The 23,704-nt window shown below is 64.6% G+C and carries 25 protein-coding genes; 11 read left to right on the forward strand and 14 right to left on the reverse strand.

Annotation, left to right across the window (positions count from 1 at the left end; genetic code table 11):
- Positions 1-10: 10 nt before the first annotated feature.
- Positions 11-1,171, reverse strand: a complete 1,161-nt coding sequence (gene sucC / locus LPW39_RS21110; RefSeq protein WP_021026617.1) for an ADP-forming succinate--CoA ligase subunit beta — start codon at positions 1,169-1,171, stop codon at positions 11-13.
- Between the two features lie 561 nt (positions 1,172-1,732).
- Between sucC and argC the strand changes: the two genes are divergently transcribed.
- The 3 genes from argC (at position 1,733) to LPW39_RS21125 (ending at position 4,613) form a co-directional block, all read left to right on the forward strand.
- Positions 1,733-2,665, forward strand: coding sequence for an N-acetyl-gamma-glutamyl-phosphate reductase (gene argC, locus LPW39_RS21115; RefSeq protein ID WP_230779830.1), 933 nt, complete (start codon positions 1,733-1,735; stop codon positions 2,663-2,665).
- Positions 2,666-2,807: 142 nt separating this feature from the next.
- The gene (locus LPW39_RS21120; RefSeq protein WP_230779833.1) at positions 2,808-3,476 is read left to right on the forward strand and encodes a c-type cytochrome; all 669 of its coding nucleotides are present in this window, start codon (positions 2,808-2,810) and stop codon (positions 3,474-3,476) included.
- Positions 3,477-3,641: 165 nt separating this feature from the next.
- A complete protein-coding gene (locus LPW39_RS21125) occupies positions 3,642-4,613 on the forward strand; it encodes a c-type cytochrome (RefSeq protein WP_230780307.1) in 972 nt (323 codons plus the stop codon).
- 99 nt (positions 4,614-4,712) lie between these two features.
- Here LPW39_RS21125 and LPW39_RS21130 read toward each other — a convergent pair whose 3' ends face one another.
- From LPW39_RS21130 to LPW39_RS21160, 7 genes are read right to left on the reverse strand one after another with little or no spacing between them, the layout of a single operon-like run.
- Entirely contained in the window at positions 4,713-5,774 is a 1,062-nt protein-coding gene (locus LPW39_RS21130; RefSeq protein ID WP_230779836.1) for an ABC transporter substrate-binding protein, read from the reverse strand.
- 11 nt (positions 5,775-5,785) lie between these two features.
- Positions 5,786-6,910: an NAD(P)/FAD-dependent oxidoreductase gene (locus LPW39_RS21135; protein ID WP_230779839.1), complete on the reverse strand. Its 1,125-nt coding sequence runs from the start codon at positions 6,908-6,910 to the stop codon at positions 5,786-5,788.
- Positions 6,903-8,336, reverse strand: a complete 1,434-nt coding sequence (locus tag LPW39_RS21140; RefSeq protein ID WP_230779842.1) for an FAD/NAD(P)-dependent oxidoreductase — start codon at positions 8,334-8,336, stop codon at positions 6,903-6,905. Before LPW39_RS21140 ends, LPW39_RS21135 begins: the two co-directional genes overlap by 8 nt.
- Positions 8,333-8,686, reverse strand: coding sequence for a (2Fe-2S)-binding protein (locus LPW39_RS21145; RefSeq protein ID WP_230779845.1), 354 nt, complete (start codon positions 8,684-8,686; stop codon positions 8,333-8,335). Before LPW39_RS21145 ends, LPW39_RS21140 begins: the two co-directional genes overlap by 4 nt.
- Positions 8,686-9,480 carry an ABC transporter permease gene (locus LPW39_RS21150; RefSeq protein WP_021026624.1) on the reverse strand — a complete coding sequence of 265 codons (795 nt, stop codon included), beginning with the start codon at positions 9,478-9,480 and terminating at the stop codon, positions 8,686-8,688. The genes LPW39_RS21145 and LPW39_RS21150 overlap by 1 nt, the downstream gene beginning before the upstream one ends.
- 17 nt (positions 9,481-9,497) lie before the next feature.
- Positions 9,498-10,355, reverse strand: coding sequence for an ABC transporter permease (locus tag LPW39_RS21155; RefSeq protein ID WP_230779848.1), 858 nt, complete (start codon positions 10,353-10,355; stop codon positions 9,498-9,500).
- Complete coding sequence (locus LPW39_RS21160; RefSeq protein ID WP_230779852.1) at positions 10,352-11,425, reverse strand: ABC transporter ATP-binding protein; 1,074 nt, start codon at positions 11,423-11,425, stop codon at positions 10,352-10,354. The genes LPW39_RS21155 and LPW39_RS21160 overlap by 4 nt, the downstream gene beginning before the upstream one ends.
- Positions 11,426-11,625: 200 nt before the next feature.
- Here LPW39_RS21160 and LPW39_RS21165 point away from each other — a divergent pair, with 200 nt between their 5' ends.
- The 5 genes from LPW39_RS21165 to yddG (LPW39_RS21185) all read left to right on the forward strand — a co-directional run bounded on the left by LPW39_RS21165 (position 11,626) and on the right by yddG (LPW39_RS21185) (position 15,937).
- Positions 11,626-12,471, forward strand: coding sequence for an IclR family transcriptional regulator (locus LPW39_RS21165; RefSeq protein ID WP_230779855.1), 846 nt, complete (start codon positions 11,626-11,628; stop codon positions 12,469-12,471).
- A 50-nt stretch (positions 12,472-12,521) separates the two neighbouring features.
- Positions 12,522-13,478, forward strand: a complete 957-nt coding sequence (locus tag LPW39_RS21170; protein WP_230779858.1) for a 2-hydroxyacid dehydrogenase — start codon at positions 12,522-12,524, stop codon at positions 13,476-13,478.
- Positions 13,479-13,644: 166 nt separating this feature from the next.
- Positions 13,645-14,583 (forward strand): aromatic amino acid DMT transporter YddG, encoded by a 939-nt coding sequence (gene yddG, locus LPW39_RS21175; RefSeq protein ID WP_230779876.1) that lies wholly within the window; start codon positions 13,645-13,647, stop codon positions 14,581-14,583.
- Positions 14,584-14,711: 128 nt separating this feature from the next.
- Positions 14,712-14,861, forward strand: a complete 150-nt coding sequence (locus LPW39_RS21180) for a hypothetical protein (protein WP_230779879.1) — start codon at positions 14,712-14,714, stop codon at positions 14,859-14,861.
- Between the two features lie 155 nt (positions 14,862-15,016).
- A complete protein-coding gene (yddG, locus tag LPW39_RS21185; RefSeq protein WP_230779887.1) occupies positions 15,017-15,937 on the forward strand; it encodes an aromatic amino acid DMT transporter YddG in 921 nt (306 codons plus the stop codon).
- Between the two features lie 20 nt (positions 15,938-15,957).
- On the opposite strand, the gene LPW39_RS21190 is transcribed toward yddG (LPW39_RS21185), so the two are convergent.
- The 5 genes from LPW39_RS21190 to recA all read right to left on the reverse strand — a co-directional run bounded on the left by LPW39_RS21190 (position 15,958) and on the right by recA (position 19,551).
- Positions 15,958-16,437: a VOC family protein gene (locus LPW39_RS21190; protein ID WP_230779891.1), complete on the reverse strand. Its 480-nt coding sequence runs from the start codon at positions 16,435-16,437 to the stop codon at positions 15,958-15,960.
- Positions 16,438-16,552: 115 nt separating this feature from the next.
- The gene (locus tag LPW39_RS21195; RefSeq protein WP_407928891.1) at positions 16,553-16,795 is read right to left on the reverse strand and encodes a VF530 family protein; all 243 of its coding nucleotides are present in this window, start codon (positions 16,793-16,795) and stop codon (positions 16,553-16,555) included.
- A 66-nt stretch (positions 16,796-16,861) separates the two neighbouring features.
- Positions 16,862-17,839 (reverse strand): Bug family tripartite tricarboxylate transporter substrate binding protein, encoded by a 978-nt coding sequence (locus LPW39_RS21200; protein ID WP_230779896.1) that lies wholly within the window; start codon positions 17,837-17,839, stop codon positions 16,862-16,864.
- A gap of 98 nt (positions 17,840-17,937) precedes the next feature.
- A complete protein-coding gene (gene recX / locus LPW39_RS21205) occupies positions 17,938-18,387 on the reverse strand; it encodes a recombination regulator RecX (protein ID WP_230779899.1) in 450 nt (149 codons plus the stop codon).
- 87 nt (positions 18,388-18,474) lie between these two features.
- Positions 18,475-19,551, reverse strand: a complete 1,077-nt coding sequence (gene recA, locus LPW39_RS21210) for a recombinase RecA (RefSeq protein WP_230779902.1) — start codon at positions 19,549-19,551, stop codon at positions 18,475-18,477.
- Between the two features lie 190 nt (positions 19,552-19,741).
- Here recA and LPW39_RS21215 point away from each other — a divergent pair, with 190 nt between their 5' ends.
- A complete protein-coding gene (locus tag LPW39_RS21215; RefSeq protein WP_230779905.1) occupies positions 19,742-20,230 on the forward strand; it encodes a MarR family winged helix-turn-helix transcriptional regulator in 489 nt (162 codons plus the stop codon).
- 28 nt (positions 20,231-20,258) lie between these two features.
- Here LPW39_RS21215 and LPW39_RS21220 read toward each other — a convergent pair whose 3' ends face one another.
- Positions 20,259-21,200, reverse strand: coding sequence for an SdiA-regulated domain-containing protein (locus LPW39_RS21220; protein WP_230779908.1), 942 nt, complete (start codon positions 21,198-21,200; stop codon positions 20,259-20,261).
- Between the two features lie 278 nt (positions 21,201-21,478).
- Here LPW39_RS21220 and LPW39_RS21225 point away from each other — a divergent pair, with 278 nt between their 5' ends.
- Together LPW39_RS21225 and LPW39_RS21230 are read left to right on the forward strand one after the other, a co-directional pair.
- Entirely contained in the window at positions 21,479-22,165 is a 687-nt protein-coding gene (locus tag LPW39_RS21225) for a response regulator (RefSeq protein ID WP_133856277.1), read from the forward strand.
- A 63-nt stretch (positions 22,166-22,228) separates the two neighbouring features.
- Positions 22,229-23,683 (forward strand): sensor histidine kinase, encoded by a 1,455-nt coding sequence (locus tag LPW39_RS21230; protein WP_230779911.1) that lies wholly within the window; start codon positions 22,229-22,231, stop codon positions 23,681-23,683.
- Positions 23,684-23,704: the final 21 nt, after the last annotated feature.

The following is a 23,704-nucleotide window of genomic DNA, read 5'->3' on the forward strand; positions in this document are numbered from 1 at the left end:
TCTCCAGGGCTTACTTCACTGCGGCAACGATCTTGGTGGCGGCTTCGGCCATGGTGTCGGCCGAGATGATGGGCAGGCCCGATTCGGCCAGCATCTTCTTGCCCAGCTCTTCGTTGGTACCCTTCATGCGCACGACCAGTGGCACGCTCAGGTTCACCGCCTTGCAAGCGGTGATCACGCCGGTAGCGATGGTGTCGCACTTCATGATGCCGCCGAAGATGTTGACCAGAATGCCCTTGACCTTGGGGTTCTTGAGCATGATCTTGAAGGCTTCGGTGACCTTCTCGGGGGTGGCACCGCCGCCCACATCCAGGAAGTTGGCAGGCTCGCCGCCGAACAGCTTGATGGTGTCCATCGTGGCCATGGCCAGGCCAGCGCCGTTCACCAGGCAGCCGATGTTGCCGTCCAGGCTGATGTAGGCCAGGTCGAACTTGGAAGCTTCCACTTCAGCGGGATCTTCTTCGTCCAGATCGCGCAGGGCCACCAGTTCTGGGTGACGGAACAGGGCGTTGGGGTCGAAGTTGAACTTGGAGTCCAGTGCAATCACGTTGCCCTTGGAGTCACGGTTCAGCGGGTTGATTTCAACCAGCGATGCGTCCGTGTCCATGTAGCACTTGTACAGCTTTTGGCAGATGTCGATGAACTGGGCCACCGAATCAGCAGGCATGCCAATGCCCTTGGCCAGCTCTTCACCATTGGCTTGCGTGAAGCCAGCAATGGGGTCGACCAGCACGGTGATGATCTTTTCAGGCGTGCTGTGCGCAACTTCCTCGATGTCCATGCCGCCTTCGCTCGAAGCGATGAAGGCCACCTTCTGCGTGCCACGGTCGGTCACGGCAGACAGGTAGTATTCCTGCTGGATGTCGGCACCGTCTTCGATGTAGAGGCGGCGCACCTTCTGGCCTTCAGGGCCGGTTTGGTGGGTCACCAGCTGCATGCCGAGGATTTGCTCGGACAGCGCCTTCACGTCGTCGATGGTCTTGGCAACCTTCACGCCACCGCCCTTACCGCGGCCACCTGCGTGAATCTGGGCCTTCACCACCCACACGGGGCCGCCCAGCTTCTGTGCTGCTTCCACTGCTTCTTGCACAGTGAAGGCGGGGATACCGCGCGGAACGGGCACGCCGAACTGACGCAAGATTTCCTTGCCTTGGTATTCATGAATTTTCATGATGTCTCTCAGTAAAACAAAATGGGAAAAAACCCGGCGGCCGAGCGCGCAGAACAAAGAACTCGCAAACAAGGCAGAAGGCCTGGCAGTCCGCGAATTTACCATGCTGCACTGCGCCATGCGAGGCAGCGCCCGCAGGAGTCCCAACCGCCGTCCGGGGTTTGGCGGCCCTCGGAATGCCTATAGCTATTATTTGTATAGCTAACCAGCCATGTTGGGCAGTCATCTCCGTGCAGGCGGTCTGTCAGCCAAAGCGCCCAGGGCCTGTCGGCGGCGGGCGCAAAAGATGTCGATAAATACCCGAGCAGTGCAGGATTTTTGGCACAACCGCCCGGTCCTGACACATTTTTGCGCTAGTGCGCACTGCGCTTTGGGCCAGCACCCGGCCATCGCAGGCCCCAAAACGGCCTATCCGCCGCATCGCGCAAGCCCTTGTCAGACCAGACTGCAAATTTGCCACTGTCCTGCACTCATGGCGCCGCTTTGTATGACAATAAGCGCTTTCCCGAACCCCAGCGCCCGCTGCCCAGCAGGCGCCAACGCACAGCAGGAGTGATGGCAATGGCAAAAGTGTTTATCGACGGCGAAGCTGGCACCACCGGTTTGCAAATTCGCGAACGCCTGGTGGACATGCCTGGCGTAGAGTTGGTAAGCATTGCGCCCGAGCTGCGCAAGGACCCCGATGCCAAGCGCGCGCTGATCGCTGGCGTGGATCTGGTCATCCTCTGCCTGCACGACGATGCCGCCAAGGACACCACGGCCATGGTCGATGCCATCGAGCAGGAAACCGGCCGCACTATTCGCATCATCGATGCCTCCACCGCCCACCGCGTCAACGACCAGTGGGTCTATGGCTTCCCCGAGCTGAGCGCCGGTCAGAAAAGCGCCGTGCAAGCGGCCAAGCGCGTCTCCAACCCCGGCTGCTATGCCACTGGTGCCATCGCCATCCTGCGCCCGCTGATCGATGCCGGCCTTATCCCTGCGGATGCCGCGCTGGCACTGCCTTCGGTGTCCGGCTACTCCGGTGGCGGCCGCCAGATGATGGAAGCCTACGAGGCCGGCGGTGCCGCGCCTTATGAAGCCTATGCACTGGGCCTGACGCACAAGCACATCCCCGAAATCCTGAAGTACACCGGCCTGACCCGCCGCCCGGTGTTCATCCCTGCGGTCGGCAACTTTGCCCAGGGCATGCTGGTGCAACTGCCGCTGCACCTGGATGACCTCCCCGGCAAGCCGCTGCTGAGCGATCTGCACAACGCTCTGGCCGCCCACTACGCCAAGACCAACCAGGACGAAAAATGGGTGCAGGTGCTGCCACCCACCGACGACAACAAGCTGGCCGCCGATACCCTGGCGGGGACCAACAAGCTGGAAATCCGCGTGTTCGGCAACGAGCAGTTGCGCCAAGCCGTGGTCATCGCCCGCCTGGACAACCTGGGCAAGGGCGCCAGCGGCGCTGCGGTGCAAAACCTCAAGCTGATGCTGAATATCTAAGCGCAGCCACCACCCGCCCCCAGAAAAGCCGCTCGCCAGCGGCTTTTTTCATGCGCGCAAGGTGGGTAACACCATCGACATTGGCCGACACCGCCCCAGGCAATCCCTGCCTACCATGGGGCCAAACTACAGCCATAACACGATGAGACATACCCCGACACGCCCTTTGCGCCGGCTTGGCGCTGCCTGGCCTTGGGCGCTGCTGCTCTGCGCCGCAGCCCAGGCCCAAACGGCCAACCCCCAGCAAGGCGAGCAGATCGCCAACAACGGCTTGCCGCCCACCGTGGCCTCCTGCGCCAGTTGCCATGGGGCCAAAGGCCAGGGCATGGCCGCCTTCCCGCCGCTGGCCGGCCAGGGCACCAGCTATCTGACTAGCCAGTTGGATGCCTTTGCCGATGGCTCGCGTGGCAACCCCATCATGGCGCCCATTGCCAAGGGTTTGACCTCGCAACAGCGTGCCGATGTTGTCGCTTACTTTGCCAGCCTGCCATCGGGCATTGCAGCCACTCCCGGCCAAGCCGATGCCAAAGACAAGGGCGTCTGGCTGGTGGAACGTGGCCGCATGCAAGATGGCATTCCCGCCTGCGCCAGCTGCCACGGGCCGGGTGGCGCGGGGGTGGGTGCGCATTTCCCCGCCATTGCCAAGCTCAGCGCCAGCTATATGCAAGCGCAGATCGATGCCTGGAAAAAAGGCAGCCGCCCGCCCGGGCCGCTGGGCCTCATGGAAGGCATTGCCAAAAAGCTCAGCAGCGATGATGTCAACGCCATCGCCCAGTATTACGCCGGTGCCTCGGGCGCCGCCAAGCCTTGAGCGGAGAACAGCATGGATTACCAGCGCCCCAACCATGTGGAAACGCCCGAGGAGCAGGCCCGCGTCCAGCGCAGCGAGTGGCAGTACCTCAAGATCTTTGTGGTGGTCGTCGTCGCCATCGTGCTGGTGGCCGCCATCAGCTTTGGCATGCAGGTGAACAAAAGCATGGGCGAGCTGGTCAATGAGCGGCCCGCCGCAGCGCCCGCCCAGACCGCGCAAAAACCAGCAACAGTACCCGCCAGCCCCACACCCGCTACTGCCGCAGCGGATGCAGCCAAGCCAGCCCCCGCAGCTGCCACGCCTGCCACCAGCGCAGCCAAAGCGCCAGCTGCAGCCAGCCCTGCCGCCTTCGCCCCACCCGCTGCCGATGCGATTCCCGAAGGCCCGATGGGCGATGTGATCCGCCGGGGCGAGCAGATCTTTCTGCACACCAGCACACAGGCCAAGGCCTTTGTCGGCAATACGCTCAACTGCGTCAACTGCCACCTGGATGCAGGGCGTGCCGCCCACTCCGCGCCACTGTGGGGCGCCTACACCCAATACCCCGCCTACCGCAGCAAGACCAAGAGCGTGGACACCTTCTCCGAGCGGCTGCGCGGCTGCTTCATGTACAGCATGAACGGCAAGGCCCCGCCCCCTGGTGATGAGGTGCTGGTGGCACTGGAGGCCTATGCCTACTGGATGGCCAAGGGCGCGCCGGTGGGGGAGAAGCTGCCCGGCGCCAGCTACCCCAAGGTGGCCAAACCCGCCCAGGCGCCCGACTATGCGCGCGGCCAGAAGGTGTTCAACGCCCAGTGCGCGCTCTGCCATGGCGATGACGGCCAAGGCCAGCGCAGCGGCGATGTGCAGGTCTTCCCTCCCCTCTGGGGCAAGCAGTCGTACAACTGGGGCGCCGGCATGCATGAGGTGGACAAGGCGGCCGGCTTCATCCAGGCCAATATGCCGCTGGGCAAGGGCAATACGCTCAGCGACCAGGATGCCTGGGATGTGGCCACCTACATCAACAGCCACGAGCGCCCGCAGGACCCGCGTTTTACCGGCAATATCGCAGACACGCGCAAGCGCTTCCACGACAGCGCGTTCTCGCTCTACGGCCAGACCGTCAACGGCCAGCCACTGGGCCAGGGCACAAAATAAAAAGCTGCCAACGCCGACCCGGTGAAGGGCATGCGTTGGCAGCTTTGCTATCGGTCCCACCAGATGCTTGGCGCTATGCCGCCAGGCACCTGCCAGCTATCAACGCTCCACCGTGCGGTTCCAGCGCTTGTTCCATTCGGGGCGGTCGGCGTTGACCACATCCCAATCCACAGCCACGGCGTTCTTCAGGATGGCGTTCATCTTGTTCTGCTCTTCGGCCGGCTTGCCTTGCAGCTTGGTCTTGGGGTTCACCGGGTTGTAGCTGCCGTTTTCCATCGCCAGCGCCTGGGCTTCCGGGCTCACTAGGTATTCCACCAGCTTTTGCGCCAGATCGGACTCGGGGTTGTTGTTGAGCACGCACATGGCGGTCATCAGCACGACGGCGCCTTCCTTGGGCGCCACATATTCCATGGGGATGCCCTTGGACTTCATCAGCTCGGCCTGCGTCAGGGTGTAGGGGAAGATGGCCGCATCACCGGCCTGCATCATCTCCACCACCTTGGACGAATTGGGGATGTACTCCACCACGTTCGGGCCAATCGTCGTCGGCCAGGCCTTGAAGGCCGGGTCCACATTCTTCTCCGTGCCGCCCTTCAGGCGGTTGAACATCAGGAAGGCATGCAGGCCAAACGACGATGCCGGCATCGATTGCACGACCACCTTGCCCTTGAGCTTGGGGTCGGCCAGATCGTTCCAGGAGGTGGGTGCTGCCCAGCCCTTGTCGGCAAACATCTTGGTGTTGTAGGCCAAGCCGGTCAGGCCCATCGACAGGCCAATCGCGCTGTCCTTGATCTTGGCGATATCTGGAATCTCGCTGTAGCTGGCAGCGGGCTTGAGCTTTTCACACAGGCCCATGCTGATGGCGCGGTACATCACGCCGTCATCCAGGGTCATGACCTGCATCTGGGCCTTGTCCTTGGAGGCCTGGGCCTTGGCCAGGATGTCGGTCGAGGTGCCCGGCACCACCACCACCTTGACATTGTTGGCCTTCTCGAACGCGGGGAACACGAACTGCGAGTAGGTGCGCTCCATGTTGCCGCCATTCATGCCGATATAAATGGTTTTGGTCTGCGCCTGCACCGCGCTGGCCGCAGCCACCACAGAGGCCAACAGGGCGATGGCGCGCACAGGGGTTTTGAGGGTCGTCGTCCAAGAAGACATGTGGATTCCTTTCAGGTAGAACATGCGGGGTCGGTAAATCGGTCTATGCGGAAAGCGTCAATCGGCGTGCTGCTGCGGCCCTCGGCGATCAGCTCGGCCATCACATCGCCCACGCCCGGCCCCAGCTGGAAGCCGCCGCCGGCAAAACCAAAGGCATGGTAGAGGCCGGCCTGGCGGCTGCTGGCACTGATGATGGGCTCGTGGTCGGGCAAGGCGCCTTCGTTGCCGCTCCAGGTGCGGATCAGCTGGGCGTTCTTCAACTGGGGCAGCAGCTCCACCAGCTGCGGCAGCTGTGCCCAGACGGTGGTGTGGCGGTTGCGGGCGCGGGTGTCGTCCAGCACCAGGCCGGGCCCGCCACCAAACACCACATTGCCCCGGCGCACCTGGCGGCAGTAGATGCTGCCGCCCTCCACGCCCAGGCTCCAGCGCAAGAAGAAGGGCAAGGGCTCGGTCACACCCATCGCCGGCGGCCGTATACGCATGGGCACCGGCTCGCCGCACTGCTCGGCAAACTGGCCGGCCCAGGCGCCTGCAGCGTTGACCACCACATTCGCACGGATCTCCATCTCGGGCGTGCGCACCACAAAGCGCTGGCCATTGTGCGCCACTTCCAGCACCGGCGTGTGCTCGAACACGTGGGCACCGGCCCGCGCAGCCGCCGTGGCAAAGGCCGGGGACAGCAGGCGCGGATTGGCCTGGCCGTCATCCGGGCAGAAGGAGCCGCCCACCACCTTGGCGCCACCGACCGGAAAGCGCTTGTGCAGCGCCGCACCGTCGAGCAGTTGCAGGTCCAGCCCGCAGTCGCGCGTCTTCTCGGCATAGCGCACGAGGGATTCCATGTCCGCCTGCGAGCGGGCAATCTTGAAGTGGCCCGAGCGCTCGTACTCGGCCTCGGTGCCGATCAGTTCGGTCAGCCGCCCCCAGTGCTGGTGGGCGCGCTGGGACAGCGGCAGCATCGCCAACGAGCGGCCCTGGCGGCGCACACCGCCAAAGTTGACGCCGCTGGAGCGGGAGCCGCAGAGATCGCGCTCCAGCACCACCACCTGGATACCGCGCCGGCGCAGGAACAGCGCCGTGCTGGCGCCCATGATGCCGCCGCCGATCACCACTACTTCGGTGGCCAGTTGCTTAACCATGGGAGGCCTCCTGGTCCTGCGGCAGCACGGTCATGTCCAGCGGCAGGGGCTTGATGGGCGCCTGGCCCCGGATGCGGCCAATCTGCGCCACCGGCACCTGCAAGGTATCGGCCAGGATCTCGGTCGCCGCCACGCCGCACATGCGGCCCTGGCAGCGGCCCATGCCCACCCGGCACAGCGCCTTGATGCGGTTGATATCGCCCTGGGGCTGGCTCGCGGCAGTGGCACGCAGCTCGCCGGCCGTGATGTTTTCGCAGCGGCAGACCACCAGCTCGTCCGGTGCACGCGCCGCCCAGTCGTCAGGAAAGGGAAACGCCACCTCCAGCGCCTGGCGGAACTGCTGCGTCTTGTCCAGCTGCTGGCGCAGCTTGGCCTGGCGCGCGGCATCGGTCTGGATGCCCCGGTCCTGCAGCAAAGCCAGTGCCGCCAGCTCGCCCGACATCTCGGCCGCATCGGCGCCCATGATGCCGGCGCCATCGCCGGCCAAATAGACACCGGGCACACTGCTGCGCCGGTCGGCATCGATCTGCGGCACATAGCAGCGGTGCAAGGGGGCAAAGGCGAACGCGCAGCCCAGCAGGTCGGCCAGCTGCGTCTCAGGCCGCAGCGCATAGCCCAGGCCGATGGCGCTGCAGGCAGTGCGCTGCTCGGCGCCCTGCGCATCCTTCCACACCAGGGCCTGCACGCGGTCGGCGCCTTCGGCGCGCAGCAGCTGCACGCCATGGTGCACTGGCACATCGTGGAACATCAGCCAGCTCAAAAAGTACACCCCCTTGGCAGTCACCGCCGGCTGCGCCAGCATGGCCGGCGCGGCCTTGTAGCGCTGCGCGGCCGGTGTGGTGTCCAGCACCGCCAGCACCCGGCCGCCGGCCTTGGCATATTGGTAGGCCACCAGGTAGAGCAAGGGGCCGGTGCCGGCAAACACCACCGCATCGCCAATCGCACAGCCCTGGTACTTGAGGGCCACCTGGGCGCCGCCCAAAGTGTAGACGCCGGGCAGGGTCCAGCCGGGCAAGGGCAGCACCCGGTCGGTGGCGCCGGTGGCCACGATCAGATCGCGCCAGCGCAGGCTGTCTGCCGTGCGCTGCGCCGTGTGCAGCAGGTCCAGGCTGTGGCCCTGGGCATTCCAGACCAGGGTGTCTGGCCGGTAGTCCAGCTGCGGGCGCAGGCGGTCGAAGGTCTGGTGCAGGTCGCTGGCGCGGCCGGCCTCAAAGCCATACAGGTCCTTGGGCGTGCGGCTGAAGCCATCGGGCTGGCGGCGGTAGATCTGGCCTCCGGCCTTGGGCGCCTCGTCAATGACGACCGGGCGCAGGCCATGGGCCAGCAGGGTTTGCGCGGCGCGGATGCCGGCAGGCCCGGCACCCACGATGACAGGCGGGCCGTCTGCGGGCCGGGGGTCGTCCAGGTAGAAATCGCTGGCAATCATGGTTGCACCTGAGTGGCGGTAGCTTGGGCCACGGCCTCTGCCGTGGTGCAGATCTGCATGCCCGGCTGCAGCAAGGTGGAGCAGGCGCGCAGCTTGCGGCCGGCCTGCTCGCCGCCGAGGGTGACCCAGCAGTCCTGGCAGGCGCCCATCATGCAAAAGCCGGCGCGCGGGCTATGGGCAAACTCATGGCTGCGCAGCTGGGCCGACTGGGTCAGCACAGCGGTCAGCACCGTGTCCCCCTGCAGCGCCTGGGCCGGCTGGCCGTTCAGCACAAACTGCAGCGGCTGGCGGCCCTGCTCCTTGAGGCGCTGTAGCTGGCCGGCCGGCAAAAGAGGGATTGCGTGTGCCATCAGTGCTTGCCGATCAGGATGCGGTCCAGGCCATAGACCTTGTCGAGCAAGAGCATCAACCCCAGCGTGATAAACACGATCAGCGCCGATACCGCGGCCATCATCGGGTCCAGCGACTCGGTGGCATACATGTACATGCGCACCGGCAAGGTCACCGTGCTGGGCGACACCACAAAGATCGACATGGTCAGCTCGTCAAAGCTGTTGATAAAGGCCAGCAGCCAGCCGCCGGTGATGCCGGGCAGGATCATCGGCAAGGTGATGCGCTTGAACACTTTGGCGTTGCTGGCGCCCAGCGAGTAGGCGGCCTGCTCGGCGCTGCGGTCAAAGCCGATCAGCGCGGCCATCACCAGACGCATGGTGTAGGGCATCACCACCAGCGCATGGGCAAAGATCAGCCAGCCAAAGCTGCCCTGGCCACCCACCAGCGAGAACATGCGCAGCATGGCCACACCCAGCACCAGGTGGGGAATGATCAGCGGCGACAGGAACAGCGCCTGCAGCGCGCCACGGCCGGGGATCTCATAGCGCACCAGCGCAATGGCGGCGGGCACGGCCAGCGCGGTCGAGATGGAGGCAGCCGCCACCGCCAGGCCCAGGCTGTTCCAGAACGACTGGACAAAATCGGCATGGTGCAGCACCTGCTCGAACCAGCGCAGCGAGAAGCTGGTGGTCGGCAAGGTCAGGGTCTCGGCCGGGGTAAAGGCCACCAGGCAGACGATGACCAGCGGCGCCAGCATGAAGATGATGACCAGCGCGTTGAAGATGAGGGCAATGGGTCCGTTTTTTTGCATGTCAGTTACCTCGCCTCTCAGCCCAGGGTCTTCTTGTAGCGGCCTTCAACCATGCGGTTCCAGCCCAGCATGATCACCAGGTTGGCGGCCAGCAGCACAAAGGCGATGGCGGCGCCCAGCGGCCAGTTCAGCTCGTGCAGGTACTCGTCATAGATCAGGGTGGCAACCATCTTGACCCGGCGCCCGCCCAGCAGCCCGGGAATCGCAAACGAGCTGGCGGCCAGGCCGAACACGATCAGGCTGCCCGACAGAATGCCGGGCAGCACCTGCGCAAACACCACGCGGCGCAAGGTGGTGAAGTGCGAGGCACCCAGCGACAGCGAGGCGCTCTCGACCGAAGGATCGAGCTTTTGCAGCGAGGTCCAGACGGGGATCACCATGAAGGGCAGCATCACATGCACCAGCGCAATGACAATGGCCGTCTCGTTGTAGAGCAGCTTGACCGGGCCGATGCCCACGAGGCGGAAGATGTCGTTGATCAGGCCCTCGGGGCCGAGCAGCATGCTCCAGCCGAAGGCCCGCACCACCACCGAGATCAGCAGCGGCGCCAGGATGATCAGCAAGAAGATGGAGCGCCAGGGCGCGCGCATCTTGCTGAGGATGTAGGCCTCGGGCGCGCCGATGGCGATGCAGATCAGGGTGACCAGGCCCGAGATCCACAGGGTGCGCCAGAAGATCTCGTAGTAGTAGCTGTCGGTGACGATGTGCACATAGTGCTCGATCGTGAAGCTGCCCGCGACCGGACCGGTGTCCACGTTGTAGGCATTGAAGGACAGGATGGTGGTCAGCAGCAGCGGCACCGCCAGCATCACCGCAAACAGCAGCAGCGCCGGAGCGCTCATGGCCCAGGGAGCCCAGGTGCGGCGCTCGCTCATGCGGCCACCCCGTCACCGGCGATCAGGCGCACATTGCGGTCGGACCAGTCGATACCCACCTGGCTGCCCACCTGGTGGGGCGCCTCGCCATCGTTGGCCGCCGTCACGGTGATGCTGCCCAGCGGGCATTCCACCGTGTAGAGCCAGAGGTTGCCCAGGAAGAAGCGCTCGCGCACAGTGCCCTGGGTGCGGCCGGCCGACGTGGCCGACAACTGGATTTTCTCGGGCCGCAGGCCCAGCAGCAAACGCGTGCCGTGGCTGGCCGCTGCGGCCGGCACATCCTGCACCGCCATCTGCACATCGCCCACATGGGCCAGCCACTGGCCGCCCTGGGCATGCACGGTGGCCTGCAGCAGGTTGGCCTTGCCGACAAAGGTGGAGATAAAGGCGTTGTGCGGGTGCTCGTACACCGTGTGCGGCGTGTCCACCTGGGTGATGCGGCCAGCCTCCATCACTACCACGCGGTCGCTGATCGACATGGCTTCGCTCTGGTCATGGGTCACCATGATCGTGGTCGTGCCCACCTTGCGCTGGATCTCGCGCAGCTCGAACTGCATCTCCTCGCGCAGCTTGGCATCCAGGTTGGACAGGGGCTCATCGAGCAGCAGCACCGGCGGCTTGATGACCAGCGCCCGGGCCAGCGCCACGCGCTGGCGCTGGCCGCCGGACAGTTCACGCGGGTAGCGGTCGGCATAGGAGCCTAGGTGCACCAGGGCCAGCGCTTCGCTGGCACGCTCGCTGCGCTCGGGCTGCGCCACCTTGCGCATCTCCAGGCCGAACTCGACATTCTCGCGCACGGTCATGTGCGGGAACAGCGCATAGGTCTGGAACACGATGCCCAGGCCGCGCTCATTGGCCTTGGCGCGGGTGATGTCCTTGCCGTCCAGCTCGATACGGCCTTCGGTCACATCCACAAAGCCGGCAATCATCTGCAAGCTTGTGGTCTTGCCGCAGCCCGAGGGGCCAAGCAAGGAGACGAACTCGCCCTTTTGCACATCCAGGTTGAACTGGCTGACCACCCGGTTGGGGCCGTACTGTTTGGAGACGTTGTGGAGACGCAGAAAACTCATGGAAATCACCTCGGTGGCACGTGGTTGCGGGGCCCGTCAGCCATATCGCAGGGATGAACGACATTTGCAACTATTTATCTATTTTCGGAATGTGGTTTGAATCCATACACGGTGTAAACACTGATAATGGAAGATAAATTTGATTTATTCCGATAAATGGAATAAAAATCAGAGACGCTGAAAATTTATTCCGGAAAACCATGAGCACAGACACCTCTGAGGACAACAGCCACCAGCGCGGCACCCTGCACCGCAGCTTTTTGGTGATGCGCGCGCTGGCCGCGCACCAGACCGAAGGCGTGCGCGTGACCCATCTGGCCAAGGCAATCGGCCTGACCCAGGCCACCACCCACCGCCTGCTGCAGGGCCTGATCCAGGAGGGCATGGTGGAGCAGGACCAGGTGCACAAGCTCTACCGGCTGAGCCTGGATCTGTTCTCGCTGGCTGCCCAGGCCGGCGCGGTGAGCGACCTGCGCAGCCTCGCGCGCCCGGTGCTGCTGCGCCTCTGCGCCAGCCTCAGTGACACGGTGATCCTGATGGTGCGCTCGGGCTTTGACGCGGTCTGCCTGGACCGCATCGAAGGCCAGTTCCCCATCCGCACCTTTACCGGCGATATCGGCGGTCGCGTGGCGCTGGGCGTGGGCCAGGGCTCGCTGGTCATCCTGGCCAACCTGCCCGAGGCCGAGCGCGAGGAGGTGCTGCGCTTCAACCTGCCGCGCATGCAGCACTACAACGTCTATGACGAGGTCTACATGCGCACCGAGATCGACAAGGCGCACCGCCAGGGCTATACCGCCAAGAACTCCGGCCTGCTCGAAGGCATGGCCGGCCTGGCCGTGCCGGTGTTCGACCGCAATGGCCAGGTGGTGGCGGCGTTGTCGATCGGCACCCACACCGCGCGCCTGAGCGACGAGCGCCTGCCCATCGTGCGCGACATGCTGCTGCGCGAAGCCAAGACCTTGAGCGCGCAGATCAACCCCTTTGACCCGACCTTGCGCCACCCGATGCATGCGATCTCCACCGGGGACCGCACCCGCTCGATGTAAGCCCGGCCCTGTCCGCTTCCGCCTTTCTGCACTTCAACGCCTCCCACGCCATGGCTTCCAGCACTCCCCTGCACCTCATCATCAAAAGCGGCGGCAGCGCCGCCATTCCGGAATGGACGGCACTGTTTGCCGAATTTGCGCCCCATGTGGTCGTGCATGACTGGAACACGCCACCCGCCGACCGCAGCCTAGTGGATTTTGCGATGGTCTGGGAGCCCGATACCGGTGCGCTGGCCCGTTTTCCGCAGCTCAAGGCCATCTTCAGCTCGGCCGCCGGCGTGGACCACATCCTGGCCGACCGCGACCTGCCAGCCAACTTGCCCATCGTGCGCATGGTGACGGGCGAATCGCAGCAGCGCATGGCCGAGTTCTGCCTGATGGCCACCCTGATGCTGCAGAAGAACATGCCCCGGGCACTGGCCCAGCACCGCCAGCAGCAGTGGATCGAGTTCAACCCGCCCCATGTGGCCAGCGAGCTGCGCGTGGGCATTCTGGGCCTGGGCACCCTGGGCGCTGCAGCCGCGCAGATGCTGCGCGCCGTGGGCTACCCGGTGCAGGGCTGGTCGCAAACGCGCAAGCAGATCGATGGCGTCACCAGCTACTGCGGCCAGGACGAGCTGGCCGAGTTCTTGCGCAGCAGCCAGGTGCTCATCTGCCTGCTGCCCGATACGCCTGCAACCCGGGGCATCCTCAATGCCGCGCTGTTTGCCCAGCTGCCGGCCGGCGCCCAGCTGGTCAATGCGGGCCGGGGCACCCAGCTCAACAGCGCCGACCTAGTGGCGGCACTGGACAGCGGCCAGCTGGCCGGTGCGCTGCTGGATGTCACCGAGCCCGAACCGTTGCCGGCCGACTCCCCGCTGTGGACGCATCCACGCGTCATCCTCACGCCCCACATCGCCGCCAGCGCCAGCCGCCGCGCCAAGGCGCGCCAGGTGGCCTTGTCGATGGCGCAGTGGCAGGCCGGCCAGGCGCTGGACAACTGCTTTGACCGGGTGCGCGGTTACTGATCGACCCGGGTAATGGGGCCGGCCAGGCAGCCGAAAGCCTGGCCGCTGCCAGGCCGCTACTGGCGCCATATCCGAGTGTTTTGCAGTGCCAAGCCCTTAGGCCGATCAAGGCTGCCCAATAGCCGCTAGGATGCGAGCCGCCCTCGTCTGCATCCCCCCTCCTCCCATGTCCACCCCTCCTCTTGTGCCCAGCCAGCGCGCGACGCTGATTGGGCTTTCTGCCGTGCTCTGCTGGTCTGCACTGGTGAGCCTGTTCCGCAGCGTTGCGGAGCACCTGGGGGCCATAGGCGGGGCCGCCTGCGTGTTCTCGCTCAGCGCCTTTCTCGTCACCTGGCGCTTTGGCCTGCCCCGCGCCGCACAGCTCAAGGCCATGCACCCGGCCTATCTGCTGGGCTGCGGCCTGCTGTTTGTGCTCAACGAGATCGCTTTTTCGCTGTCGATGGGCTGGGCCAGCCACCGGGGCCAGACCCTGGAGCTGGGCATGATCAACTACCTCTGGCCCAGCCTGACCCTGGTGATGGCCACGGTGCTGGGCCTGCAGCGCTTTCGCGCCGGCCTGGTGCCGGGGGTGCTGCTGTCGATGGCCGGCATTGTGCTGGTGGTCAAGGGCGACAATGCGCTGTCCCTGGCCGGCCTCTGGGCCAATGTGCAAAGCAACCCGCTGGCCTATGCGCTGGCGCTGTGCGCGGCCTGCCTCTGGCCCTGCTATTCGGTGGTGTCCAAGCGCTACACCCAGGGCGCCAATGCGCTGCCGGCCTTTCTCTGGGCGGTGGCCGCCGTGCTGTGGATCAAGTACGCGCTCAGCCCCGAGCCACCGCTGCGCTTTACCCTGCCCGCGTTGCTGCAGCTGGGCCTGCTCAGCGGCCTCACGGCCCTGGGTTACAGCTGCTGGGACCATGGCCTGCGTGCCGGCAACCTCACGGTGATGGCGGTGGGATCCTACTTCACCCCCGTGCTGTCGGCGCTGGTTGGTACGCTCTGGCTGCAGGTGCAGCCGTCCTGGAGTTTTTGGCAAGGGGTGCTGCTGGTCACGCTGGGCTCGCTGGTCTGCTGGTGGACCACCCGCAGCCCGGGGCCGGCCGATGGCAAAAAGCTGGCAGGCTAAGAGCTGCTAACAGAGGGTGGCATCGCCAGCCCTTGTATACACATGCAAACACCTAGGCGGCGCGCCATGGCCAAAAGCGCGCGCCGCACTATAGTGGGCGGGTTGCCCGCGTTTTTTCCGAGCTGCCCATGGACTACTCCCGCCCCAACCATATCCCCACCACCGCCGAGCAAGAGGCCGAAAAGCGCCTGGAGCTGCGCGGCCTGATCGCATTTGCCGTGCTGACCGTGGTGGCGACCATCGCTGCCGCCCTGGTCTTTGGCAGCCATATTGCCTAAGCGCTGATCCCGTCATTTCTCGCCAGCCACACCGCGCCAGCCAGCCTGGCCGCCAGGTAGGGCTGCGGCGCGTGGGCCGTCTGCCTGCAGGGCTGCGCTTTTCCGGCTAGGATGCAAGGCGCCTTCCGCTCCTGTCTCTGCACCTGTCCGCGTCCATGTCTTCCTCCCCCATCCCAACTCCCCAGGCCCCTTCGCAACGCGCCACCCTGATTGGCCTGTCGGCCGTGCTGTGCTGGTCCACGTCGGTGGGCCTGTTCCGCAGCGTGGCTGAGCACCTGGGCCCCATTGGCGGGGCTGCGGCGGTGTTTACGTTGGGGGCCTTGCTGGTTACGCTGCGCTTTGGCATGCCGCGCCTGGCCCAGCTGCGCGCCATGCACCCGGCCTACCTCTGGGGCTGCGGCCTGCTGTTTGTGCTCTATGAGATCGCGCTGTCGCTGTCGCTGGGTTTTGCCAGCAACCGCAGCCAGACCCTGGAGCTGGGGATGATCAACTACCTCTGGCCCAGCTTGACGATTGTGCTGGCGACGGCCTTTGGGCTGCAGCGCTTTCGCGCCGGCCTGGTGCCGGGCGTCTTGCTGGCCATGGCCGGCATCGTGCTGGTGCTCAAGGGAGACAGCGCGCTGTCCATCGCCAGTCTCTGGGCCAATGTGCAAAGCAACCCGCTCGCCTATGGCCTGGCGTTCTCGGCCGCCTGGCTGTGGCCCTGCTACTCGGTCATGGCCAAGCGCTATGCCCATGGCGCCAATGCGCTGCCTGCGTTTCTCTGGGCCGTCGGCGCGGTGCTCTGGGTTAAATATGCCCTCAGCGCAGAGCCGGCACTGCACCTGTCCCTGCCTGCCATCGTGCAGCTGTGCATGCTCAGCGGCCTCACCGCCCTGGGCTACAGCTGCTGGGACCATGGTCTGCGCGCCGGCAACCTCACGGTGATGGCCGTGGGTTCGTACTTTACCCCCGTGCTGTCGGCGCTGGTCGGCACCGTATGGCTGCAGGTGCAACCGTCCTGGAGCTTTTGGCAAGGGGTGGTGCTGGTAACAGCCGGCTCGCTGATCTGCTGGTGGTGTACCCGCAGCAAGTAGAACGAAACAGGGCTGATGGCTCAGCCCTTGCGCGCCGCCTCCAGCGCAGCGATATCGATCTTGGTCATGCCCATCATCGCCTCAAAGACGCGCTTAGCCGCTGCGCGGTCGGGGTCCGACAGTGCAGCGGTCAGCATGCGCGGCGTGATTTGCCAGGAGATGCCCCAGCGGTCCTTGCACCAGCCACAGGCACTTTCCTGCCCACCATGGCCGACGATGGCGTTCCACAGGCGGTCGGTCTCGGCCTGGTCGTCGGTGGCGATCTGGAACGAAAAGGATTCGTTGTGCTGGAAATGCGGGCCGCCGTTGAGCCCTATGCACGGCACACCGGCCACATTGAACTCCACCACCAGCGCATCGCCCTGCTTGCCATCGGGGTAGTCGCCCGGCGCGCGGTGCACGGCGCCTACCGAGCTATCAGGAAAAGTCTGGGCGTAGAACTGCGCGGCATCCAGCGCATCGCCCCGGTACCAGAGGCATACGGTATTTTTCGCGGTCATCGTCGGTCTCCTGCGTCAAGCGGAACAGACGTCTAGCCTAGCGTCTGACAGCCGGCCTGCGGGTAGGACAGCGCTGCACAGCCGTGACAATGGCGCCGCAGCGGGCGCATGCGGCTCAGCCGCCGTTGCGCCTTTTCTCGCGCAGCATGAACAGGTACAGGCCCTCGACCTTCTCACGCGCCCAGGGCGTTTTGCGCAAAAACCGCAGGCTGGAGCTGATGCTCGGGTCCAGGCAAAAGCAACGTATCGGTATGCGCTCGCCCAGCTCTTCCCAGCCAAAGTACGCGACCAGCTCGTTCAAAATGCTCTCCAGGGTCAGGCCATGGAGTGGGTTGTTGGGCTGTTCTGCGGTACTCATGGCCGACATTGTCGCCGAGCCAGCCTTCGCAGCAGATTGCTCAGGCCTTTGCAAGCGGTACCTCAGTTAGTGCTTGGCGATACCAGCACGCTCGATCACTGTCGCCCAGCGCTGTATTTCGCTCTGCAGCAAGGCTGCCTGCTGTGCGGGCGTACTGCCGCGTGCGCCGATACCCAAGCGCTGCAGTTGATGCTGCACACTGGGTGAGGCCAAGGCCGCATTGGTCACATCACTCAGCCTTGTGATGGTAGCAACCGGTGTTCCTGCTGGTGCCGCAAGCGCATTCCACGAGGCCACCTCAAAACCCTTGGCGGCGGGCATGCTCTCCGCCACGGTAGGCACCTGTGGTAACAACGGGGAGCGCTGCGCCCCCATTACTGCCGCAGCCCTGAGTAGTTTGCCTTGAATATGCGGCAACGACGGAGCCAAGGTGTCCACAGCCGCATCGATCTGCTGGCCGCGCAGTGCATTAGCCAGAGGTGCTGAGCTATTGAAAGGAACAATCTGCACATCCAGACCCAGCGTGGTTTTGAGCAGCTCGGCAGCCAGGTGCTGTGTGCTACCTGGGTACGACGTGCCAATGTTGAGCTGCCCAGGACGGGCCAAGGCCTGTTCCGCCAGTGTCTGCAGGGAATCGATAGCGCTGGTATGCGCAACCAACACCGCCAGATCGAAAGAACCCAGCAAGGAGATCGGGGCAAAGTCCCGCACGGCACTATAGGGCAGCGATGCGAACAGCGTCTCAGCCACCGCATTGGCATTGGACATCAGTAGTAGCACATGCCCATCGGGCGCGGTGCGAGCAACCTGCTCTGCTGCCACCACCCCACCCGCACCGGGTCGGTTGTCCACCACGATAGGCTGGCCCCCCAGCAACTCACCCATGCGCTGGACAACAATCCGCACGGTCAGATCGGCGACACCACCGGGGCCAAAAGGCACCACCACGCGAATATGGCGGGTGCTGAGCCTGGGTTGGGCAAACGTCGCCCATGGCATGGTGCCCAGCGCCAGCAGAGTGCTGGCGCACTGTCGTCTTTTCATGGTTCGATCTCCTGTGGAGACCGACTTTCATTCACCGTCGCCGTGCGTGCTACGCCAGGCTGCAACTATCAGATATAGCTAAAAGGCATGGCTTTGCGCTAAGCCTCGTCCCCGCCCCGCAGCACCTTGCGCACCACATCACCGCCAAAACCCCGGCTGGCCAGAAAGCGCATCTGCCTGGCCCGCTCTTGCGGACTCTCGGGCGGGCTGCCAAAACGGCGTTGCCAGACCTCGCGGGCGCGCTGCAGCTCGGTGCTGCGCAGGCGCTCGCGGGCATCTGCGATCAGCTCGGCATCCACGCCCTTGTGGCGCAGCTCCTGCAGCACCCGGCTGGCGCCATAGCGGGCAGCCTTGGTGTGGATGACGCTGTCGACAAAGCGCTCGGCGCTCAGAAAGCCCTTGGCTTCGAGTTCGTCGAGGATGGCCGCCAGGTCCTCGCCCTCTTCCACATGGGGCGCGAGCTTGCCCTGCAGCTCGACGCGCGAATGCTCGCGCTGCGCCAGGTAGCGCAGCGCACGGCCTTTGAGGGAGAGTTTGCTAAAAGACATGCGTCCTCATTGCTATAAAACAAATAGCTGCTTGCGCACAGCATCTGTGCACAAGCAGCTATCTCAGCGTTCAGGCTTCAGCAGCGATCAGCCTTCGGTTCCGGTGGCGGCCGGGCCGTCCACCACGCCGTCTTCCGCAGGGCGCAGGCTGATGTTCAGGCTCTCGCGCACCTTGTTCTCGATCTCGATGGCGAGGTCGGGGTTCTCACGCAGGAACTCACGCGAGTTGTCACGGCCCTGGCCGATCTTCTCGCCGTTGTAGGCGTACCAGGCACCGCTTTTCTCGATGATGCGGGCATTGACGCCCATGTCCAGGATTTCGCCTTCGCGCGAGATGCCTTCGCCAAACAGAATGTCGAACTCGGCCGTCTTGAACGGAGGCGAGACCTTGTTCTTGACCACCTTGACCTTGGTTTCGTTGCCGATGGCCTCGTCACCGCGCTTGATGGTGCCGGTACGGCGGATATCGAGGCGCACCGAGGCGTAGAACTTCAGCGCATTGCCGCCGGTGGTGGTTTCGGGGCTGCCGAACATCACGCCGATCTTCATGCGGATCTGGTTGATGAAGATGACCATGCAGTTGGTCTTCTTGATCGTGCTGGTGAGCTTGCGCAGTGCCTGGCTCATCAGACGGGCTTGCAGACCGGGCAGCTGGTCACCCATTTCGCCTTCGATTTCAGCCTTGGGGGTCAGGGCCGCGACCGAGTCAACAACGATCAGGTCCACTGCGCCGGAGCGCACTAGGCTATCAACGATTTCGAGCGCCTGCTCACCGGTGTCGGGCTGGCTGATCAGGATATCGCCCAGATTCACGCCCAGTTTTTGGGCATAGCTGGTGTCCAGCGCGTGCTCGGCATCGATAAAGGCGCAGGTGCCGCCCAGCTTTTGCATTTCGGCAATCACCTGCAGGGTCAAGGTGGTCTTGCCCGAGGATTCAGGGCCGTAGATTTCAACGACGCGGCCGCGTGGCAGGCCACCGACGCCCAGCGCAATGTCCAGGCCCAGCGAGCCGGTCGACACCACCTGGATGTCCGAGACGGCCTCGCCTTCGCCGAGCTTCATGATGGTGCCCTTGCCGAACTGCTTTTCGATCTGGGCCAGTGCGGCGGCCAGCGCCTTGGCTTTTTCGCTGTTGGCTTCGGGCTTGGTTGCGGTGGCGTTCATGGATTTCTCCTTGCGTTTGATGGTCATGTCTTCGATCTGGGGATCCAGCTGTTTGCATATACAGGCTGGATGCTTGAACAGTAGTTTATGGGATGGGTATATTTTATAGAAGCATTTTTTTAGTCAGTTTGATTGACTATATGCACAATAGCGACTTCGCCCTTTTTCAGCCCTTGCAGGCCCGTTTGCCATGCCCATTCTTCTGCCCCACTTGCCCGATGACAGCTGGCGCTTGACCCATATGGGCCGCCTGCTGGGCCACGCAATGCGCCGTTTTGATGCCCGGGTGCTGCAGCTGATGGCCCAGGACGAGGCCGTGCCGCTGGCGCTGTCACACCTGGCCGAGCGCGACCAGATCAGTGCCGCCCATATCCACATCACGCGCCACCTGTCGCTGGCCGGCGACCGCTTGGTGGACCTGGCCGCGCGCGCCGGTATGAGCAAGCAGGCGATGGCTCAGCTGGTGGACCAGTGCGAGGCCTGGAACCTGGTGACCCGTGAGCGCGACCCACGCGATGCCCGCGCCCGCACGGTGCGCTTTACCGAGACCGGTCTGCTGTGGCTGCAGGCCTTTGAGCGGGCCGTTACCCAGGCGGAGGAGGAGTTCCGCGCCGAAGTGGGCGAGCAGGTCGCCACCGTGGTCAAGCTTGGGCTGGAGGTCTACGGGGCCGACAGCTGAGCGCTCAAACGGCAGCGCTCGGGCGTGCTCAACCGCGCTTGCGCTCGAACTTGTAGAACAGGTTGGGCTCGGAGACGATGAAGATATTGCCGCTGTTGTCCACGGCAAGGCCTTCTGGCTGCGGAATGCGATCAGCCAGCCCGGCCATGTCCGCCCACAGTGGCATCACACTGAGCAGGTCACCGGCACGGCTGTATTCGTACAGCACCGATGCCTCCTCGCCCAGCAGCAGCAGGTTGCCGCTGCGCGGGTCGACCTCGATGGCGGCCAGATCCGTGCTGGGCATGCCCTCCACCGCCGGCACCTCCCAAGTCGATACTGGCATATCGACCAGGCCGGGCTTGAGTTGGGACAGCGGCGCATCCATCACCAGCACCTGCATCGGCCATTTCTCGGTCACGGCCAGCAGTTGCTGGCGCTTGGCATCCCAGCCCAGGCCTTCGAGCGCGAAGTTCTTGATGGCGATGTCGTTCAGCTGCACATAGGGGCTGTGCTCCAGCGACACCTCGGTCACATCCTTGCCAAACTGCACCCAGTGGATGCGGTTGTTGCGCTCATCGGCAATCGCAAACCAGTCGCCCTGGATATGGGCAATGCCTTCGGTGTCTCGTGCGCCTTGCAGCGAGGCCACGCGCAGCAGCGCGCCATCGGTCGTCAGCTCGGCAATCTGGGGCGGCCGGTTGGTCACCGCAAACAAGGTCTTGGTCTCCGGGTTGTAGGCCAGGCCCGAGAGGTTGTCGGCAATGCCGCTGACCACCTTGGCATCAATGCTGGCCTGGTAGTGCGGCAGATTCGCAGCTGGCGCCGAGCGCGGTGCAGACTGCAATGCGTCGGCATGCCCGGGCATGGCGACGATGTGGTGCCACTGCAGGTACAGGGCCGTCAATACCACCATGGCCGTCACCATGACAAAGCGGCGCTGCCGCTGCGACGCCTGCCACCTCACCCGTACCTTGGACCCTGCTTTCATCACCACCTGCTGTTGAAAAGTCGCCTCCAGCCACGGACCCGGTGCCCGCGCGCTCTGGGCACGACGAGGCGTTATCCTACGTGAGGCATGCTTCGGATGGATGACGGTTTGGCCGGTTTTACGTCTCTGCAACAAAAAAGCAGGCAGCGATTGTCGCGCATCACGGGCCTCACAACGCGCTTCTTTGGTCTATGCTATTGACACCATCAGGCGCCACAGCCTGACCTAGAATCAGCAACAGCGCACGTATCACCAATACAACATCGATAGGAGACCCCATGCGTATATTGATTGCCGAAGACGACCAAGTGCTGGCCGATGGCCTGCTGCGCAGTCTCCGCAACTCCGGCGCCGTGGTCGATCATGTCTCCAGCGGCACCGAAGCCGATGCCGCGTTGATGGCCAACAACGCGTTTGACCTGCTGATCCTGGACCTGGGCCTGCCTCGCATGCATGGGCTGGAAGTGCTGAAAAAGCTGCGCGCCCGGGGCTCGGCTATTCCGGTGCTGATCCTCACCGCCGCCGAGAGCGTGGATGACCGGGTGCAGGGCCTCGATCTGGGTGCCGACGATTACATGGCCAAGCCCTTTGCGCTGTCCGAGCTCGAAGCCCGCGTGCGGGCCCTCACGCGCCGGGGCGTGGGCATGAGCACCAGCCTGATCCAGCACGGTCCGCTGGCCTACGACCAGGCCGGCCGCGTGGCCACCTTCGACGGCCGCATGCTGGAGCTGTCGGCCCGCGAGCTGGGCCTGCTGGAAGTGCTGCTGCAGCGCTCGGGGCGCCTGGTCAGCAAGGACCAGCTGGTCGAGCGCCTCTGCGAATGGGGCGAAGAGGTCAGCACCAATGCGATCGAGGTCTATATCCACCGCCTGCGCAAGAAGATCGAAAAGGGCCCCATCCGCATAGCCACGGTGCGCGGCCTGGGTTATTGCCTGGAGAAGATCCACCCGCCTGCAGCCCACTGATCACCACCCATCCGGCGACAGCGGGGCGATGGCCGCCCCCGGCCCATTCACACAAGGACAGCCTTGGCCCTGTTTCGCAGCGAGCAGCGATCTTTGTTCGGAGAGATCCTTGACTGGATGCTCACGCCGCTGCTGCTTTTGTGGCCGGTATCGCTGGCACTGACCTGGCTGGTGGCCCAGGACCTGGCCAACAAGCCTTTCGACCGCGCGCTGGAGTACAACGCCCATGCGCTGGCGCAGCTGGTGGGCGTGCAGGGCGGCAAAACCTATTTCAACCTGCCCCAGCCGGCCAGCGAGATCCTGCGTGCCGACGATGCCGACACGGTGTATTACCAGGTCACCACGCCAGCGGGCATGTTTCTCTCGGGCGAATCGGCGCTGCCCATGCCCTCCAAGGATCTGGAGCGCAGCATCGGCACAGTCCAGCTGCGCGATGGCGAGCTGCGCGGCATGGATGTGCGCATCGCCTGGATCTGGGTGCAGCTGTCGCTGCCCGAGCCCAATCTGGCGCTGATCCAGGTCGCGGAGACGCGCGAGAAGCGCAGCGTGCTGGCGACAGAAATCATCAAGGGTGTCATGCTGCCGCAGTTCGTCATCCTGCCGCTGGCGGTGCTGCTGGTCTGGCTGGCGCTGGCACGCGGCATCAAGCCGCTGCATCTTCTGGAAGAGCGCATCCGCGCACGCAAGTCCGAAGACCTCTCGCCCATCCACCACAAGGATGTGCCATTGGAGGTGGTGCCCCTGGTCGACTCGGTCAATGGCTTGCTGGAACGCCTCAACGATTCGCTGGCCACGCAGAAGCGCTTTCTCGCCGATGCGGCGCACCAGCTCAAAACCCCGCTGGCGGGCCTGCGCATGCAGGCCGAGATGGCCCAGCGCGCCGATGCCAAGGAGGACGACCTCAAGCTGTCCCTGCAGCAGATTGGCCGCTCGAGCATGCGCGCCACCCACACCGTCAACCAGCTGCTGTCCCTGGCCCGCGCCGAAGGGCCCAGTGCGCTGCTGCAGCGCACGCCCTGCAACCTGGCCGAGATTGTGCTCGACGCCATGCATGACGGCATTGACCGGGCGCTCGCCAAGCACATCGACATGGGATACGACGGCATGCAGGCCGATGAGCGCGAGGTCTGGGTCAACGGCAATGCCACCTTGCTGGGCGAGCTGGTGCGCAACCTGCTGGACAACGCGATCAACTACACGCCCTCCAGCGCCAGCGCGCCGGGCATCATCAATGTGCGCCTGATGGCCGACCCCTTTGGCCATGTGATCGTGCTGCAGGTGGAGAACTCCGGCCCCGGCATCCCCGAAGAAGAGCGCGAACGTATTTTTCAACCCTTCTACCGGGTGCTGGGCAGCGAGGTCGATGGCTCAGGCCTGGGCCTGCCCATCGTGCAGGAAATCGCGCGCCAGCATGGCGCGACGGTGGGCCTGGAAGATGCCCACCCGCGCCAGGCCCAGCGCGGCGTGGTGTTCAGCGTCTGCTTTCCGACCACCTTGGCTCCCCAGCCGCAGATCTGAGCCGTCTGATCCAAACAGCCC

The sequence above is a fragment of the Comamonas koreensis genome (genome assembly GCF_021026195.1).
Lineage (GTDB): Bacteria > Pseudomonadota > Gammaproteobacteria > Burkholderiales > Burkholderiaceae_C > Comamonas > Comamonas koreensis.

Bases quoted from the DNA above. Each gene is read 5' to 3' on its own strand.
- sucC (WP_021026617.1), bottom strand. From the start codon at position 1,171: ATGAAAATTCATGAATACCAAGGCAAGGAAATCTTGCGTCAGTTCGGC.
- argC (WP_230779830.1), top strand. From the start codon at position 1,733: ATGGCAAAAGTGTTTATCGACGGCGAAGCTGGCACCACCGGTTTGCAA.
- LPW39_RS21120 (WP_230779833.1), top strand. From the start codon at position 2,808: ATGAGACATACCCCGACACGCCCTTTGCGCCGGCTTGGCGCTGCCTGG.
- LPW39_RS21125 (WP_230780307.1), top strand. From the start codon at position 3,642: ATGGGCGAGCTGGTCAATGAGCGGCCCGCCGCAGCGCCCGCCCAGACC.
- LPW39_RS21130 (WP_230779836.1), bottom strand. From the start codon at position 5,774: ATGTCTTCTTGGACGACGACCCTCAAAACCCCTGTGCGCGCCATCGCC.
- LPW39_RS21135 (WP_230779839.1), bottom strand. From the start codon at position 6,910: ATGGTTAAGCAACTGGCCACCGAAGTAGTGGTGATCGGCGGCGGCATC.
- LPW39_RS21140 (WP_230779842.1), bottom strand. From the start codon at position 8,336: ATGATTGCCAGCGATTTCTACCTGGACGACCCCCGGCCCGCAGACGGC.
- LPW39_RS21145 (WP_230779845.1), bottom strand. From the start codon at position 8,686: ATGGCACACGCAATCCCTCTTTTGCCGGCCGGCCAGCTACAGCGCCTC.
- LPW39_RS21150 (WP_021026624.1), bottom strand. From the start codon at position 9,480: ATGCAAAAAAACGGACCCATTGCCCTCATCTTCAACGCGCTGGTCATC.
- LPW39_RS21155 (WP_230779848.1), bottom strand. From the start codon at position 10,355: ATGAGCGAGCGCCGCACCTGGGCTCCCTGGGCCATGAGCGCTCCGGCG.
- LPW39_RS21160 (WP_230779852.1), bottom strand. From the start codon at position 11,425: ATGAGTTTTCTGCGTCTCCACAACGTCTCCAAACAGTACGGCCCCAAC.
- LPW39_RS21165 (WP_230779855.1), top strand. From the start codon at position 11,626: ATGAGCACAGACACCTCTGAGGACAACAGCCACCAGCGCGGCACCCTG.
- LPW39_RS21170 (WP_230779858.1), top strand. From the start codon at position 12,522: ATGGCTTCCAGCACTCCCCTGCACCTCATCATCAAAAGCGGCGGCAGC.
- yddG (WP_230779876.1), top strand. From the start codon at position 13,645: ATGTCCACCCCTCCTCTTGTGCCCAGCCAGCGCGCGACGCTGATTGGG.
- LPW39_RS21180 (WP_230779879.1), top strand. From the start codon at position 14,712: ATGGACTACTCCCGCCCCAACCATATCCCCACCACCGCCGAGCAAGAG.
- yddG (WP_230779887.1), top strand. From the start codon at position 15,017: ATGTCTTCCTCCCCCATCCCAACTCCCCAGGCCCCTTCGCAACGCGCC.
- LPW39_RS21190 (WP_230779891.1), bottom strand. From the start codon at position 16,437: ATGACCGCGAAAAATACCGTATGCCTCTGGTACCGGGGCGATGCGCTG.
- LPW39_RS21195 (WP_407928891.1), bottom strand. From the start codon at position 16,795: ATGAGTACCGCAGAACAGCCCAACAACCCACTCCATGGCCTGACCCTG.
- LPW39_RS21200 (WP_230779896.1), bottom strand. From the start codon at position 17,839: ATGAAAAGACGACAGTGCGCCAGCACTCTGCTGGCGCTGGGCACCATG.
- recX (WP_230779899.1), bottom strand. From the start codon at position 18,387: ATGTCTTTTAGCAAACTCTCCCTCAAAGGCCGTGCGCTGCGCTACCTG.
- recA (WP_230779902.1), bottom strand. From the start codon at position 19,551: ATGAACGCCACCGCAACCAAGCCCGAAGCCAACAGCGAAAAAGCCAAG.
- LPW39_RS21215 (WP_230779905.1), top strand. From the start codon at position 19,742: ATGCCCATTCTTCTGCCCCACTTGCCCGATGACAGCTGGCGCTTGACC.
- LPW39_RS21220 (WP_230779908.1), bottom strand. From the start codon at position 21,200: ATGAAAGCAGGGTCCAAGGTACGGGTGAGGTGGCAGGCGTCGCAGCGG.
- LPW39_RS21225 (WP_133856277.1), top strand. From the start codon at position 21,479: ATGCGTATATTGATTGCCGAAGACGACCAAGTGCTGGCCGATGGCCTG.